Annotated in this window: 16 protein-coding genes; 14 read left to right on the plus strand and 2 right to left on the minus strand. The window is 44.8% G+C overall.

The features are described from left to right. Positions 1 to 95: 95 nt before the first annotated feature. From MKY20_RS04960 to MKY20_RS04985, 6 genes are all read left to right on the plus strand, one after another. Complete coding sequence (locus MKY20_RS04960; RefSeq protein WP_009332283.1) at positions 96 to 1,382, plus strand: UDP-N-acetylglucosamine 1-carboxyvinyltransferase; 1,287 nt, start codon at positions 96 to 98, stop codon at positions 1,380 to 1,382. Positions 1,383 to 1,548: 166 nt separating this feature from the next. Continuing rightward, positions 1,549 to 2,511, plus strand: a complete 963-nt coding sequence (gene glpX / locus MKY20_RS04965; protein ID WP_251174317.1) for a class II fructose-bisphosphatase — start codon at positions 1,549 to 1,551, stop codon at positions 2,509 to 2,511. A 403-nt stretch (positions 2,512 to 2,914) separates the two neighbouring features. Next, on the plus strand, positions 2,915 to 4,180 hold the full coding sequence (rho, locus tag MKY20_RS04970) for a transcription termination factor Rho (protein ID WP_009332281.1): 1,266 nt from the start codon (positions 2,915 to 2,917) through the stop codon (positions 4,178 to 4,180). 330 nt (positions 4,181 to 4,510) lie between these two features. Next, entirely contained in the window at positions 4,511 to 4,723 is a 213-nt protein-coding gene (gene rpmE / locus MKY20_RS04975) for a 50S ribosomal protein L31 (RefSeq protein WP_009332279.1), read from the plus strand. A gap of 203 nt (positions 4,724 to 4,926) precedes the next feature. Further along, on the plus strand, positions 4,927 to 5,547 hold the full coding sequence (locus MKY20_RS04980) for a thymidine kinase (protein WP_009332277.1): 621 nt from the start codon (positions 4,927 to 4,929) through the stop codon (positions 5,545 to 5,547). 471 nt (positions 5,548 to 6,018) lie between these two features. Beyond that, the gene (locus MKY20_RS04985) at positions 6,019 to 6,459 is read left to right on the plus strand and encodes a hypothetical protein (RefSeq protein ID WP_341000574.1); all 441 of its coding nucleotides are present in this window, start codon (positions 6,019 to 6,021) and stop codon (positions 6,457 to 6,459) included. 30 nt (positions 6,460 to 6,489) lie between these two features. Here the strand turns inward: MKY20_RS04985 and MKY20_RS04990 are convergent, their stop codons facing one another. Continuing rightward, entirely contained in the window at positions 6,490 to 7,452 is a 963-nt protein-coding gene (locus tag MKY20_RS04990) for a DMT family transporter (protein WP_251174315.1), read from the minus strand. A gap of 11 nt (positions 7,453 to 7,463) precedes the next feature. Next, positions 7,464 to 8,117, minus strand: coding sequence for a GntR family transcriptional regulator (locus MKY20_RS04995; protein ID WP_071159486.1), 654 nt, complete (start codon positions 8,115 to 8,117; stop codon positions 7,464 to 7,466). Between the two features lie 217 nt (positions 8,118 to 8,334). Here MKY20_RS04995 and prfA point away from each other — a divergent pair, with 217 nt between their 5' ends. The 8 genes from prfA to MKY20_RS05035 all read left to right on the plus strand — a co-directional run bounded on the left by prfA (position 8,335) and on the right by MKY20_RS05035 (position 14,779). After that, the gene (gene prfA / locus MKY20_RS05000; RefSeq protein ID WP_019380601.1) at positions 8,335 to 9,408 is read left to right on the plus strand and encodes a peptide chain release factor 1; all 1,074 of its coding nucleotides are present in this window, start codon (positions 8,335 to 8,337) and stop codon (positions 9,406 to 9,408) included. 7 nt (positions 9,409 to 9,415) lie between these two features. Next, positions 9,416 to 10,270 (plus strand): peptide chain release factor N(5)-glutamine methyltransferase, encoded by an 855-nt coding sequence (gene prmC / locus MKY20_RS05005; protein WP_251174314.1) that lies wholly within the window; start codon positions 9,416 to 9,418, stop codon positions 10,268 to 10,270. Between the two features lie 137 nt (positions 10,271 to 10,407). Beyond that, positions 10,408 to 11,082 (plus strand): stage II sporulation protein R, encoded by a 675-nt coding sequence (gene spoIIR / locus MKY20_RS05010; protein WP_026041616.1) that lies wholly within the window; start codon positions 10,408 to 10,410, stop codon positions 11,080 to 11,082. A gap of 171 nt (positions 11,083 to 11,253) precedes the next feature. Then, positions 11,254 to 11,634 carry a glucose starvation-inducible protein GsiB gene (gene gsiB / locus MKY20_RS05015; RefSeq protein WP_251174313.1) on the plus strand — a complete coding sequence of 127 codons (381 nt, stop codon included), beginning with the start codon at positions 11,254 to 11,256 and terminating at the stop codon, positions 11,632 to 11,634. A 184-nt stretch (positions 11,635 to 11,818) separates the two neighbouring features. Then, a complete protein-coding gene (locus tag MKY20_RS05020) occupies positions 11,819 to 12,265 on the plus strand; it encodes a hypothetical protein (protein ID WP_019380603.1) in 447 nt (148 codons plus the stop codon). A 176-nt stretch (positions 12,266 to 12,441) separates the two neighbouring features. Continuing rightward, positions 12,442 to 13,485 carry an L-threonylcarbamoyladenylate synthase gene (locus MKY20_RS05025; RefSeq protein WP_009332260.1) on the plus strand — a complete coding sequence of 348 codons (1,044 nt, stop codon included), beginning with the start codon at positions 12,442 to 12,444 and terminating at the stop codon, positions 13,483 to 13,485. 111 nt (positions 13,486 to 13,596) lie between these two features. After that, on the plus strand, positions 13,597 to 14,148 hold the full coding sequence (locus MKY20_RS05030) for a manganese efflux pump MntP (protein WP_009332258.1): 552 nt from the start codon (positions 13,597 to 13,599) through the stop codon (positions 14,146 to 14,148). Positions 14,149 to 14,338: 190 nt separating this feature from the next. Then, positions 14,339 to 14,779, plus strand: a complete 441-nt coding sequence (locus MKY20_RS05035; protein ID WP_251174312.1) for a low molecular weight protein arginine phosphatase — start codon at positions 14,339 to 14,341, stop codon at positions 14,777 to 14,779. Positions 14,780 to 14,792: the final 13 nt, after the last annotated feature.

Below are 14,792 nucleotides of genomic sequence, written 5' to 3' on the forward strand. Positions count from 1 at the left end.
GTGTAGCTTTTGCTGTAAGGGCTATCAATTTTTAAAAATATTGAAGTCAAATGTCAGCATGAGTGTTTTAACAACGGCTTAGAAGGGAGTTACAAATGGAAAAGCTAATGATTGCAGGCGGATATCCATTAAAAGGAACAGTCCGGATCAGCGGAGCGAAGAATAGTGCTGTAGCATTGATTCCAGCTACCATTTTAGCGGAATCCCCTGTGACAATTGAAGGTTTGCCGGATATTTCGGATGTACAAATTCTAAAAGATTTGCTTGAAGAAATAGGGGGCACTGTCGAATTCTCTGAAAATGATATGACAGTGGATCCCTCTTCCATGATTTCCATGCCTTTGCCGAACGGAAAAGTGAAAAAATTACGTGCTTCCTATTATTTAATGGGAGCGATGCTCGGCCGATTTAAAAAAGCGGTTATTGGACTTCCTGGAGGATGTCATCTCGGACCAAGGCCGATTGACCAGCATATCAAAGGTTTTGAAGCTCTTGGCGCGCGTGTGACCAATGAGCAGGGAGCCATTTACCTTCGTGCCGATGAGCTTCGCGGAGCCCGTATTTATCTCGATGTTGTCAGCGTTGGGGCAACCATCAATATCATGCTTGCTGCTGTCAGGGCAAAAGGCAGAACAATAATTGAAAATGCTGCAAAAGAGCCTGAAATCATTGATGTTGCTACGCTTTTAACCAATATGGGGGCGAAAATCAAGGGTGCCGGCACAGATGTGATCCGCATCGATGGCGTAGACCAGCTGCATGGCTGCCAGCATACGATTATCCCAGACCGGATTGAAGCGGGGACCTATATGATTGTTGGTGCAGCGGCTGGAGAAGGTGTGCTGATTGACAATGTCATCCCCCATCACCTTGAGTCCCTAATAGCAAAGCTGCGCGAAATGGGCGTTCAGGTTGAAACGAACGACGATCAGGTATTTGTCGGGCCAGCTGAAAAAATGAAAGCAGTGGATATTAAAACGCTTGTTTATCCTGGATTCCCAACAGACCTTCAGCAGCCGCTGACTTCTCTGTTAACTGGTGCAGAAGGGACAAGCATGGTTACGGATACCATTTATAGTGCCCGTTTCAAGCATATTGATGAGCTGCGCAGGATGAATGCCAACATTAAAGTTGAAGGACGCTCGGCAATCATCAATGGGCCAATTCAGCTTCAGGGCGCTAAAGTTAAGGCGAGTGATTTGCGCGCAGGCGCAGCACTAGTAATTGCCGGCTTGATGGCTGAGGGAGTTACCGAAGTCACTGGTTTAGAGCATATCGACAGAGGCTATAGCCACCTTGTTGAAAAGCTGAATGGACTTGGTGCCACAATCTGGCGCGAAGAAATGAGCAAAGACGAAATGGAACAAATGAAGAACGCATAATAGAGAAACATCTTGAGATATTGACAGCTGACTGATTTACTTGGGCCAAAGCCTAAGTGACATCAGCAGACAAATATAAATTAAGGCGGGCTTTTGCGGTGCCGGCGGTAATAGCCGGTCTGCATTCGCCATGCTGCCAGCCTTAGAATCTGGGGAGGAAGAATCGATGGAAAGAAGTTTGTCAATGGAATTAGTTCGCGTAACAGAAGGTGCCGCTTTAGCATCAGCACGCTGGATGGGCCGCGGATTAAAAGATGAAGCGGATGATGCTGCTACTTCTGCAATGAGAGATGTATTCGATACTGTGCCAATGAAGGGAACAGTTGTTATCGGAGAGGGCGAAATGGATGAAGCGCCAATGCTTTATATCGGGGAAAAGCTTGGAACAGGCTATGGTCCGCGTGTAGATGTTGCTGTCGATCCGCTCGAAGGCACCAACATCGTAGCATCTGGAGGCTGGAATGCATTAGCTGTTCTTGCGGTAGCTGACCACGGAAACCTTCTGCATGCTCCGGATATGTACATGGACAAAATTGCAGTCGGTCCTGAAGCGGTTGGACAAATTGATATTAACGCTTCTATTTTGGATAATTTGAAAGCGGTCGCAAGAGCAAAAAACAAAGATATCCAGGATGTTGTGGCTACAGTGCTTAACCGTGAGCGCCATGAGCACATCATCAGCCAGCTTCGTGAAGCTGGTGCCAGAATTAAATTGATCAATGATGGGGACGTGGCTGGAGCCATTAATACCGCATTTGATGAGACTGGCGTTGATATTCTTTTCGGATCTGGTGGAGCACCTGAAGGCGTATTGGCAGCTGTTGCCCTTAAGTGCCTTGGCGGAGAAATTCAAGGAAAACTTCTTCCGCAAAATGACGCAGAGGCTGAGCGCTGCTTGAAGATGGGCCTCGATATTAATAAAGTCCTTCTTATGGAAGACCTGGTAAAAGGCGATGATGCCATTTTTGCTGCAACAGGTGTAACAGACGGAGAGCTTCTGAAAGGCGTACAATTTAAAGGTTCGTATGGTTCGACCCATTCGCTTGTCATGCGTGCCAAATCAGGTACGGTCCGCTTTGTCGAAGGACGCCATAGTCTAAAGAAAAAGCCAAATCTTGTTATTAAATAATTTTCATAAAAGATAGATAAGAAAATGAGAGCTGGCCATCTGCGCCAGCCTGCTCATTTTCATTTCCTTCCTGCTATATTTTCCATCTCAAATTTAGTTATTGATTAATTTTCATATTAAGGGGTAAAATAGAGATTGTTTTTTAAATTGGCTCCAGCGCTTCCCCCCGAGGGTCAGGCAAGGCGCTTACGCATTTCGGAGAAGAGGATGCCTCCAATATCAACTAAAAAACGGACAATAAACCGTTCCATTCCTCGAAACCTTTAATTAAGAACATAATGATAGATTCTTCAGCTATTTTCAGTGCCTCAAGTATCTTTCCCTTTCCTTTCATATAAAGTCCATTATTTGTACAGCTGCATATGGAGGAAATGATTGAAAATTTCAAAAGTGTGGTGTAAAAATGGGTTTAAACATTTCAAGTTTAGAAAATATGAAGCTGAAAGAGCTTTATGAACTTGCCCGTGAATATAAAGTTTCTTATTACAGCAAGTTATCGAAAAAAGAATTGATTTTTGCCATCCTGAAAGCAAGAGCAGAGCAGGAAGGCTACTTTTTCATGGAAGGTGTCCTGGAGATCATTCAGTCAGAAGGATTCGGCTTCCTTCGTCCAATCAATTATTCACCAAGCTCTGAGGATATTTATATTTCCGCTTCCCAGATTCGCCGTTTCGACTTGAGAAACGGAGATAAGGTTTCAGGAAAAGTCCGTCCTCCAAAAGAAAATGAGCGTTATTTCGGCCTTTTGCAAGTTGAAGCCGTAAATGGCGATGATCCGGAATCAGCAAAAGAGCGTGTTCACTTCCCTGGTCTGACTCCTTTATATCCAAACCGCCATATGAAACTGGAAACAGGTACAAGACAGCTGTCTACAAGAATTATGGACCTGCTTGCACCGGTTGGATTCGGGCAGCGCGGTCTGATTGTCGCGCCGCCAAAAGCAGGTAAGACCATGCTGTTAAAAGAAATTGCCAATAGCATTACAACCAACCACCCGGAAGCGGAACTGATTGTTTTATTAATTGACGAGCGCCCGGAAGAGGTAACAGACATCGAGCGTTCAGTTGCAGGCGATGTGGTCAGCTCTACATTTGATGAAGTGCCTGAAAACCATATTAAAGTGGCCGAGCTCGTTCTTGAACGCGCTATGCGCCTGGTTGAGCACAAGCGTGATGTTGTTATTTTGATGGACAGCATTACAAGACTGGCAAGAGCGTATAACCTGGTTATTCCTCCAAGCGGAAGAACACTTTCCGGCGGTATTGACCCGGCTGCATTCCACCGTCCGAAGCGTTTCTTCGGTGCAGCGCGTAACATTGAAGAGGGCGGAAGCTTGACGATTTTGGCAACTGCACTCGTTGACACGGGTTCACGCATGGATGACGTTATTTACGAAGAATTTAAGGGGACAGGCAATATGGAGCTGCACCTTGACCGCTCCTTGGCTGAAAGAAGAATCTTCCCGGCCATCGACATCCGCCGATCCGGAACGCGCAAAGAAGAACTTCTTATACAGAAAGATCATCTGGACAAGCTGTGGGCAATCCGCAAATCCATGTCCGATTCACCGGATTTTGCTGAAAAACTGCTTCGCAAGCTAAGACAGACAAAATCGAACGAAGAGTTTTTTGCTAACTTGGCAGAAGAAATGAAGGCTAAGCGTTCTTAATAACCTTGAATGCTCATGTAGCTATTTAGAAACGCTGTTTATGTTAAGTTTGTTTTCTGCAGTAATCTAAATTATTCTACTGAGTTGGTTGGAGCGAAGGCCCCGGTTCCTTACCGCGGAAAGCAAGTGCCCGCAGCGGAAATCAGCGGACGCCTTTAATAAGCAAAAACAGCATTCTGGAAATTCCAGGATGCGGAATTCGCATATTGCAAAATATACATGGACTTGTTATAATGATGACAGTGTGTTTTTGAAGTTTACGGCAATTCATGATTGCCCGTAATATATAACTCTGTTTCGAATGATTCAGGGCGGAAGGAGATGAAAAGAATGAAATCAGGAATTCATCCTAACTATAAAAAAGCAATGGTGAAATGTGCTTGCGGTAACGAGTTCGAAACCGGTTCTGTTCAAGAAGAGATCCGCGTTGAAACTTGCTCTGAGTGCCACCCATTCTATACTGGACGTCAAAAATTCGCTGAAGCTGGCGGACGTGTTGACCGTTTCAATAAGAAATACGGCATTAAGTCAGAACAAAAATAATAAACAACAAAAACAGGCAAGTTAACTATCTTGCCTGTTTTTTATTGCGAAATAAGCCTTATTGGATATGAAGAACTGTTTTGAGTGGACTTTTTTGCCTTGAAAAAAGCCGAGTATAATACAAATTACAGCTCGACCCTTTCTTCATAAATTAATGATAACAAGCCATTCTATTAGTTAGAACGAGGAAGGAGAGGCCGTTCATGTACGTTATGAATCATCACGGATGGGTGGAAGTCATTTGCGGCAGCATGTTCTCCGGCAAATCAGAAGAACTGATTCGCCGTGTGCGCAGAGCTCAGTTCGCCAAACAGCAAATCGCTGTATTTAAGCCGCAGATCGATAACCGATACAGTGATGAAGCTGTCGTTTCACATAATGGAACTTCGGTCATAGCTAGACCCATTTCCCAGTCTACCGATATTTTTAAATACATTACAGCTGACATTGACTTGATTGCGATTGATGAAGTGCAATTTTTTGATGATGAAATTGTAAAAGTCATTCAGCACCTGGCTGACAGCGGACATCGTGTCATCGCTGCCGGGCTTGACCAGGACTTCCGCGGGGAGCCGTTTGGCCAAATGCCTGCCATCATGTCGATAGCAGAATTGGTTACAAAGCTTCAAGCCGTCTGTGCCGTTTGCGGTTCACCTGCAAGCCGTACACAGCGCCTGATCAATGGAAAGCCAGCTTCATATGATGACCCGGTTATTTTGGTCGGCGCATCAGAAGCATATGAACCGCGCTGCCGCCATCACCATGAAGTTCCCAAGTCGCCAAATGTTCTAGACAAACATAAAACAACCGAGTTTTTATCATAATTTTATACTAAACGATCTCTCTGCCCTGGCATGTTCCGGGCAGTTTTTTTGTTTGCGGGGGTTTTTTATGGTGCAGGAAAAGGAAAACGGAAGGCGAAATTAAAAATTTCGTCATGAGCGGCTCATAAAAATGAAAACGAAGCGAGAAAAGGTCGGCATGACCGCCTCATGAAGCCGAAAAACAGAAGGTAAGCCGGGAAAAGGGCGCCATGACCGCTCCATGAAGCCGAAAAACAGAAGGGAAGCCGGAAAAAGGTCGCCATGAAGGCTTCATGAAGCCCAAAAACCAAAAGGAAGCTGCGAAAAGGTCGGCATGACCGCCTCATGAAGCCGAAAAACGAAAGGGCAGCCGAAAAAGCCGCCATGAACGTTCAAGCCGCTAACTCAAATCCTTCACTACCCCAGCTCTGCCTTATATTGGACTGCACATTCCTCCTAATAGCGGACATGCTATAAAAAGGAGGTGCAGTAATGAAAAAACTTAGTGTTTTCCTTTTGATGCTCGCCTTTATGGCTGGCTGTGCCAACAATCAGGCAACTGAGAGTGAGTATGACCATGAGACCCAGGATGGAGTTTCATTTATAAATAATAATCTGGACCGTACAGAGGACAATGATACATTGGACAGGACGATGAGCGGAGAGCAGAACCCAAACTTTATCAATTTTGACGGCAAACGTCTGGATAATCAGGATGATATCGACCAGGCCCGCAAGGTCGTTGCTGCTCACGAGGGGTATCGCCCGGGAGCTGTTTGGGTAAATGGAGAGGATATGTGGGTGACTGCATATCGACAAGGCAATATGACCCACCAGGAAAAGATTAATTCACAGGCTCGATTGCACAAAGATCTCATTAAAGCTCTTCCGACTTATCACATTGAAGTAAAGGTTCAGGAAGACCGCACATAAAAAAGGCCCTGCTTACCTAGGGCCTTTTTTTTACGCAGCCTTTCTTTTTAATTTTACTTTATTTGAAGTTACATAACTGTGCAGCACCATGCCGATGATCACAAGTGCCATCCCTGTCAAAGAAATTCCAGATGGCAGGGGGCTTGACAGCAGCAGCACTTCGCCGAGAACAGCAAAAAGGACCTCGAGAGACTGGGTTGCTTCCACCGCACCTAGTTTTTGCATATTGCCGCGGACAAGGTCAGTGGCTGCAAAGAAAAGCACCGTGGCAAAGACCCCGGAAAAAAGGGCTACTAAACCGGACTGAGTGACCTGGCCAAAGCTGGGCACTCCGCTTGTTGCCATGGCAGCTGCAGAAAGAATGACCCAGAACGGAAGACTGGCAATTGTCATTCCGAGCACACGCTGGTAGGCATCCAGCCGATTTTCACACACATCCATCATTTTGCGGTTGCCTAATGGATAGGCAAAGGATGCGATAACTAAAGGAATGATTACAAGCATGGTATCCCGAAATGAAATGGAGGAGGCATGCTCGACTTGCATCACAGCAACTCCAAGAAGAATGATCAGGCTCATCATCAGACCGCGAAATGGTACCTTTCCTCTAGCCTTAACAGTTCCTTTTCCAGTTCGATATGCAACGAAAAACAGCGGTGCAAGCAGGGAGCCGGAGATTATCGTAATCTGCCAGGTCCCGGCAATCAGCCAGCCGGGACCATAGGCTGCTGCAAAACATAACGGAGCATAAAATAAACCGAAGCCAACAAAGCTCCATAACAGCCATTGCCCGGGAGTTTTTTTCATCTCAGTAAATAATGGCCGTAAATTCCCTCTGAATGCCACAATGGCACCCAAGAGGGGAATCATGAAAAAATAGCGGAGCGATGCACTCCACAGCCAGCTCCCGCCATCCATTTCCATTGCCCGGTTCAAAACAAATGTAAAAGCAAAAAAGAAGGCGGAGCAAACGCCTAATAGAATAGCCTTCATGCGAGTTCACCTCATTTCCCTGTTAAAAGCCCGCCAAGGCTCAGCCAGTTTTCCTCCACCAGTCTGGATGCCAGCTGCTCCTGGCCTTGCCTGCTAGCTTCCATAATTTTTTTGTGCTGTTCAACAGATTTCAGCCCATTCATAGATCCGAATTGAGCAATTTCCAGACGCTGAATTTTGGGCATAATTCTCTTTAATGCTGAGATAATTTCGGGATTATCTGCAGCAGAAAGATAAACCTCGTGGAAGGCTTCATCTGCTTTTACTGCACCAAGAATATCCTGTTTTTTCATAGCGGCCTCCAAATTTTTATTGGCTGCCTCAAGCCTTTTAAAATCACTTGGCACTAAGCGGGGAACGCCAAGCCTGGCACCTAAAGCATGCAGGGAAGCTGCCACAGGAAAGGCGTGGCTGGCACCTTCTTCATTTAGAGGGGTGACTCGGGTTGATGAACCGGGCGTCGATACAACAAGCCCTTCATCCTCAAGCCGTTTTAAGGCTTCCCGGACAGGCGTGCGGCTGATCCCAAAGTCTTCTGCCAGTTCCTTGTCATGAAGGCGCGAACCCGGTTCAAAATCAAGCTGGATAATATTTTTCTTAATTGTTTCGTATACTTCATCTCTAAGGGACAAACGTTTGATGGGTGTAATGTTTTTGTTTTTCATAAAACCAATATATCGGATATCACAAAAATCCGCAATGATTTTTCAGAAAATTTATTAACAGGGAAGAAGTCATCCTTATTCCCGAATGGTTTTGACTGCAACAATCACCTATACTATAATTAGAATGTTATGGAGTTACGGCTTTAAATAAAATGAAACTATACCCCGCTGGGACAATATCCGGCGGTTATTGGATAAAAAATTGAGGTGAATGGCTGTGTTTGATCGTCTTCAATCTGTCGAGGACCGTTATGAAAGATTAAATGAGCTTTTGAGCGATCCGGAAATTGTCAATGATCCGAAAAAGCTTCGCGAATATTCAAAAGAACAGTCTGGTATTCAGGAAACTGTGGACACATACCGCGAATATAAAGAAGTGAAAGAGCAGTATCAGGATGCGCGTGCCATGCTTGAAGAGAAGCTTGATGCCGAAATGCGCGAAATGGTAAAAGAAGAATTGTCCGAGCTTGAGGAAAGAAAAGAGGATCTGGAAGCACGTCTGAAAATCCTCCTCATTCCTAAAGATCCTAATGATGATAAAAACGTTATTATGGAAATCCGAGGTGCAGCCGGCGGTGATGAAGCTGCATTATTTGCAGGTGACTTATACCGTATGTACAGCCGCTATGCCGAGACGCAGGGCTGGAAGATCGATGTCATTGAGGCAAGCTCTACGGGCGTTGGAGGCTATAAGGAAATCATCTTTATGATCAACGGAAATGGCGCTTATTCCAAGCTTAAGTTTGAAAATGGCGCACACCGTGTTCAACGTGTGCCGGAAACTGAATCCGGCGGGCGCATCCACACTTCAACTGCAACAGTTGCGGTTCTTCCTGAAGCAGAAGAAGTGGAAATTGACATTCATGAAAAAGATATCCGTGTGGATACATTTGCTTCAAGCGGACCGGGCGGACAGAGTGTTAACACGACGATGTCAGCTGTTCGTCTGACTCACTTGCCGACAGGTACGGTTGTATCCTGCCAGGATGAAAAATCACAGATTAAAAATAAAGAAAAAGCGATGAAAGTTCTTCGTGCCCGTGTTTATGATAAATTCCAGCAGGAAGCACAGGCCGAATATGACCAGCAGCGTAAATCAGCAGTTGGTACCGGAGACCGCTCTGAGCGTATCCGGACGTACAACTTCCCGCAAAACCGTGTAACGGATCACCGCATCGGCTTGACAATCCAAAAGCTTGATCAGATCCTTCAAGGCAAGCTCGATGAGGTTATTGACGCGCTGATCGTTGAAGAGCAATCTGCGAAGCTGGACAGTGCATCCAATGAGTAATCCAACTATGAAAGTATATGAAGCCCTCAACTGGGCTTCTTCTTTTTTAAAAGAGTCAAACCGCGATGAGAATGCCGGTGAGCTGTTATTGCAGCATTTTATGAAGATGACCAGGGCAAGCTTTTTGGCTAATTTACGTGAAGATTTGAATCCGGAAGTCCTGGATGAATTCCAGAAGGCAGTGCAATCACACGCTGCGGGCCAGCCTGTTCAGTATATCATCGGCTCTGAAGAATTCTATGGGCGCGCCTTCCAGGTGAATGAAGATGTACTTATTCCAAGGCCAGAAACGGAAGAACTGGTTTATAACGCTCTGCAGAAGATAAATAAGCTGTTCGGCTCTGTGAATGGACTTGAAATGGCAGACATCGGTACAGGCAGCGGGGCGATTGCCGTTACGATGAAGCTTGAAAAACCGGAATTAAATGTCACGGCCACAGATATCTACGGACCAACCCTTGAACTGGCTGAGAAAAATGCAGAACAGAATGGCTCGGAAATCGATTTTTATCAGGGTGACCTTCTCCAGCCTCTTATTTCAAAAGGGAAGAAATTTGATATCATTCTATCCAATCCTCCATATATACCGGAAAAGGATATCGAGTGGATGTCAGATATAGTTACCGAGCACGAACCGCACCGCGCCCTCTTTGCGGGTGAAGACGGACTGGACTTATACAGGCGCTTCATGGAAGAGCTGCCAGCTGTCATCAAAGACCGTGCCATCATCGGCTTCGAGGTGGGTGCCGGCCAAAGTGAAGCAGTTTCATTACTCCTGAAGCAGGCATTCCCGCAGGCAAATGTGGAAACAGTCTATGACATTAACGGCAAAGACCGGATGGTTTTTGCGGAAATAGAGTAACACAGCCGCCGGCATGGCGGTTTTTTATTAGGTGAGAGGCACTGCATCAGAATACTATAAAAAAATTTAATTTTAATAGTTTAAGATTCTGGCAACCTGTCCACACTGTGGATAGTGAAGGGATGGTGCCGGAAATGATGAATACAAAAACGATTGTGAAATTATATGTACTGATTTTATCCTTAGGAACCATTTTAAGTTTATATATACCGCAAACAGAAGTGACGGCAGATGAGCCGATGGTCATACCAAGTGAGGCAATCAGGCTGCGCATTCTGGCCAACAGCGATAATGAAGAAGACCAGGCGATTAAGAGGAAAGTAAGGGACGCAATAAATGCAGAGATCACTGAGTGGGTGGCAGATTTAACTTCAATCGAAGATGCACGTGAACTGATCCAGTCCAGATTGCCTGAGATTCAAAAGATTGCAGAAGAAGTTGTAGCTGATGAAGGATCTGATCAGAAAGTAAATGCCGACTTTGGAAAAGTCAGCTTCCCGACGAAATTATACGGACAGTTTTTATATCCGGCTGGCGAATACGAAGCGATCTTGATCACTCTTGGCGAAGGAAAAGGAGCCAACTGGTGGTGTGTGCTTTTCCCTCCTCTTTGCTTCCTTGATTTCTCAAACGGTGTGGCTGTAAGCGAAGGCTTTGAAGAAGGAGAAAAGAAGGGAGAAGTAAAAGCAGAAGAAATCGCTGCTGATACAGATTCCGAAAAAGAAACAGCACCTGTTTATACAGAAGAAGATGAAGAACCTGTGGAAGTAAAATTCTTTTTAGCTGAAATATGGGAGAAAATCTTCGGTTAGTCCTTGCTGCAGAGCGAGGTCTTCCTTTTTTAGAATCATTATAAAAACTGGAAATCAAATTACATTTAAGACAAGCATTTAACATCTTCTTTTCATGCGTTTGATTCTACTAAAAACGGATATTTAAAGTAGTGTAACAACAAAACATAAACAAAAAGGAGATGAAAGATAATGGCTAAAAACAACAATAATAACAACGATAAAATGTCTCGTGAGGAAAGGGGACGCATGGGTGGAGAAGCAACAAGCCGCAACCATGATAAGGAATTCTATCAGGAAATAGGCCAAAAGGGCGGAGAAGCAACAAGCCAGAACCATGACAAGGAATTCTATCAGGAAATAGGCCAAAAAGGCGGAGAAGCAACAGCGGAAAATCATGATAGTGAATTCTATCAGGAGATTGGCCAAAAAGGCGGAGAAGCGACAGCGGAAAATCATGACAAGGAATTCTATCAGGAAATTGGACGCAAAGGCGGAGAAGCAACAAGTGAAAACCATGACCGCGATTTCTACGAAGAAATCGGCAGAAAAGGCGGCAACTCGAACGACTAAACCCGCCGCAGAAAAATTGCATATGATAGTAATATAAACACGGCAGCGGAATTCAAACAGCTGCCGTGTTTTGTTTTACAATAATCTTTCTTTCTCTCACATCCTGAAATATTTTTCAAATCTAGTTCTACTTTTTCTATTTTTTCATATTCATAGAGTGACAATTAGAAAATGGGGTGAAGAAATGGAAACAGGTGTAGTGAGATGTGCTGATGCTTCAGATGTGGAGAATCTGGCATCTTTTCTGGAATCGGCAAACTTAAGTACGGATGGGATAAGGGAAGCAATCGAATATTTTTTGATTATGGAGAGTGATTCCGGGGATATTAAGGCTACCCTGGGAATTGAACCCCATGGAAAGATTGGTCTTTTGAGATCACTTGTGATGACATCCACAGCATCAGAAAAAGATCTATTTATTTTGTTTGAGCAAATATTATTGCTGGCAAGGGATCGGGGCATGGAATCCTTATATCTCGCATCAAATAAAAGAAACTCGCTGGCATTTTTCAGCCTGCTTGGCTTTAAACAGGAAGAAACAGCCCACTTGCCGGAAGTTTTATTCGAGTCGGAGCATGTTAAGCATATCATGACTGTGGATAACTCTTTCTTTTTGAAATTATCCATGTGAATTGTGGGTATCTTGCTAAAGTTATACACAAATCCCTCTTATTTATACACAATTTGTGGATAAGACTTGAGTTATCCAGCTTCTTCTACTATACTTTCCAAAGGAATGTTCAAAAAAATGTCGAAAACATAGGAATTTTGACAGCAAAAAAACATTTTTTGTGAAGGTGGATAACAATGATTACAAAAAGATGGTCGGTGGATAACAGTGTGGATAAAGAAGATAGTTATTCACAGTGTTCACAAGCTGCCGATCTGTTAAAAAAAAATGAAGTGGTCGCTTTCCCCACAGAAACCGTATATGGATTAGGCGGGAATGCGGAAAATGATGAAGCGGTCAGAAAAATATTTGAGGCGAAGGGACGTCCGAGTGATAATCCCCTGATTATTCATATTGCTGACAAAGGCAAGCTTGATGCTTTTGTAACCGAAATTCCGCAAAATGCGCAGGCGCTCATGGATCGATTTTGGCCGGGACCGCTTACGCTCATTTTTAATCTAAAGGAAGGTGTTCTTTCCCATTATGCAACGGCAGATTTATCTACAGTTGCTGTGAGAATGCCTGATCATCCAGTAGCCCTGGCGCTGCTGAATAAAACAGGATTGCCAATTGCCGCTCCAAGTGCGAATCGCTCGGGAAGGCCCAGTCCGACAACGGCTGACCATGTGTGGGAAGACTTGAATGGAAGAATAGCTGGATTAGTGGATGGAGGTCCGACAGGCGTTGGCGTGGAATCCACCGTAGTGGATTGTACAGGTGATGTGCCTGTCATCTTAAGGCCAGGCGGCATTACGAGAGAACAGCTTGAAGAGGCTGTAGGCGAGATCATCGTAGATCCTGCATTAGCGGATGAAAGCCAGGCGCCAAAATCTCCCGGCATGAAATACCGTCACTATGCGCCGGATGCTCCGCTTTATCTAGTAGAAGGAACAAAAGAAGACATCCAGTATTTTGTTGAGGATAAAAAGAAGGAAGGCCTTTCTGTGGGGGTTCTGACAACATCGGAAAACCTGGAATTTTATCGCGCTGATTTTATCTATGCCTGCGGACAGCGGGATAAGCTTGAAACCGTGGCCAGCTCGCTCTATGAAGCATTAAGATACTTCAACACAACAAATGCTGATATTATTTTCTGTGAGATGTTCCCGGGTGAAGGTGTCGGGCACGCAATCATGAACCGCCTGATGAAAGCAGCAGGACACAGGGTCATTAGGAGATAGATAATGAAACCGTTTCGTCATGAGGCGGTTTTTTGTTTTGGAAAACGGTCGGCATTCTAAAACCGTCTGGACGTGCATATGCTGAATTAGCAAGTCCAAGGAGGCGGAAAAATGTCTGTAATGATCGGGGAAATTTTAACACTGGCTCTAATGGCATTCGCATTGGGGATGGATGCCTTTTCGGTAGGTCTTGGCATGGGGATGTACAAACTCCGCCTCAGACAAATAGCAAAAATCGGCATCACCATTGGACTTTTCCATGTATGGATGCCTTTATTGGGAATGATAGCAGGCCGATTTCTATCAAATACATTCGGAGCCATTGCCGGTTATGCAGGCGGGGGATTGCTCCTTTTATTAGGTGTGCAGATGATTTGGTCAAGCTTCAGGGATGATGAAGACAGCTTAATCACCCCTGTGGGCATAGGGCTGATGATTTTTGCCTTGAGCGTCAGCCTTGATAGTTTTTCAGTAGGCCTCAGCCTCGGAATCTACGGTGCCAAAACCTTGCTTGTGCTCGTGTTCTTCGGAGCCGGGGCGACCATCCTCACATGGGCTGGCCTCCTCACTGGCAGGAAGGTACAAAGCTGGATCGGCTCCTACAGCGAGGCGCTCGGTGGTGCCATCCTCCTTGCCTTCGGGGTAAAACTCTTATTTTTATAAAAGTGAGCCTGTGTTTAAATGTTAATATTTTGTGAAAAATGGAAAGGGTGCGGGTCGCCCTTTTTCTTTTTTTGCAAGGGAGCTATAGGTGTTATGGGAATTTTGACTTATAATGTAAGAAAAGTGCAAACTGAAATATTTGAATAAAATTTTATGGTTATAGACCGATATATAAGGAGGGAGTATCTCTGTGACAAAAATATTATTTGTATGTACAGGAAATACTTGCAGAAGCCCGATGGCAGAAGCCATTTTAAAAAGCAAATCGCTCCCGGGTGTAGAAGTGAAATCGGCTGGAGTCTTTGCAGCAGACGGCAGCGAGGCGTCCCCGCATACAAAAAGTGTGCTGGAGGAGCATGGGATACCGCTGCAGCATCAGTCTTCCAGTATGAGTAAAGAGTTAATTGACTGGGCGACCTATATTTTAACAATGACAGCCGGCCACAAAAATACCGTTCTGTCCATGTTTCCTGATGCGGGAGACAAAACCTTCACACTAAAAGAGTTTGCCGGAGCCGCGGGAGATATTATCGATCCATATGGGGGACCGGTTGAGATATATAGAAATACATTTAAAGATCTGACAGAAGCGATTGAACAAATGTTGGATCGCGTAAAGAGACCAGATTAATCAGGGGGACAAC

Origin of the sequence: Cytobacillus sp. FSL W8-0315 (assembly GCF_038002905.1) — a bacterium.
GTDB classification, from domain to species: domain Bacteria; phylum Bacillota; class Bacilli; order Bacillales; family Cytobacillaceae; genus Cytobacillus; species Cytobacillus pseudoceanisediminis.

What these genes read in the sequence shown, in the direction of transcription:
- MKY20_RS05030 (WP_009332258.1), top strand. Translation starts at nt 13,597, where the DNA reads ATGTCTGTAATGATCGGGGAAATTTTAACACTGGCTCTAATGGCATTC.
- MKY20_RS04990 (WP_251174315.1), bottom strand. Translation starts at nt 7,452, where the DNA reads ATGAAGGCTATTCTATTAGGCGTTTGCTCCGCCTTCTTTTTTGCTTTT.
- MKY20_RS04985 (WP_341000574.1), top strand. Translation starts at nt 6,019, where the DNA reads ATGAAAAAACTTAGTGTTTTCCTTTTGATGCTCGCCTTTATGGCTGGC.
- rho (WP_009332281.1), top strand. Translation starts at nt 2,915, where the DNA reads ATGGGTTTAAACATTTCAAGTTTAGAAAATATGAAGCTGAAAGAGCTT.
- MKY20_RS04960 (WP_009332283.1), top strand. Translation starts at nt 96, where the DNA reads ATGGAAAAGCTAATGATTGCAGGCGGATATCCATTAAAAGGAACAGTC.
- MKY20_RS04980 (WP_009332277.1), top strand. Translation starts at nt 4,927, where the DNA reads ATGTACGTTATGAATCATCACGGATGGGTGGAAGTCATTTGCGGCAGC.
- gsiB (WP_251174313.1), top strand. Translation starts at nt 11,254, where the DNA reads ATGGCTAAAAACAACAATAATAACAACGATAAAATGTCTCGTGAGGAA.
- prmC (WP_251174314.1), top strand. Translation starts at nt 9,416, where the DNA reads ATGAAAGTATATGAAGCCCTCAACTGGGCTTCTTCTTTTTTAAAAGAG.
- spoIIR (WP_026041616.1), top strand. Translation starts at nt 10,408, where the DNA reads ATGAATACAAAAACGATTGTGAAATTATATGTACTGATTTTATCCTTA.
- rpmE (WP_009332279.1), top strand. Translation starts at nt 4,511, where the DNA reads ATGAAATCAGGAATTCATCCTAACTATAAAAAAGCAATGGTGAAATGT.
- glpX (WP_251174317.1), top strand. Translation starts at nt 1,549, where the DNA reads ATGGAAAGAAGTTTGTCAATGGAATTAGTTCGCGTAACAGAAGGTGCC.
- MKY20_RS05025 (WP_009332260.1), top strand. Translation starts at nt 12,442, where the DNA reads ATGATTACAAAAAGATGGTCGGTGGATAACAGTGTGGATAAAGAAGAT.
- MKY20_RS04995 (WP_071159486.1), bottom strand. Translation starts at nt 8,117, where the DNA reads ATGAAAAACAAAAACATTACACCCATCAAACGTTTGTCCCTTAGAGAT.
- MKY20_RS05020 (WP_019380603.1), top strand. Translation starts at nt 11,819, where the DNA reads ATGGAAACAGGTGTAGTGAGATGTGCTGATGCTTCAGATGTGGAGAAT.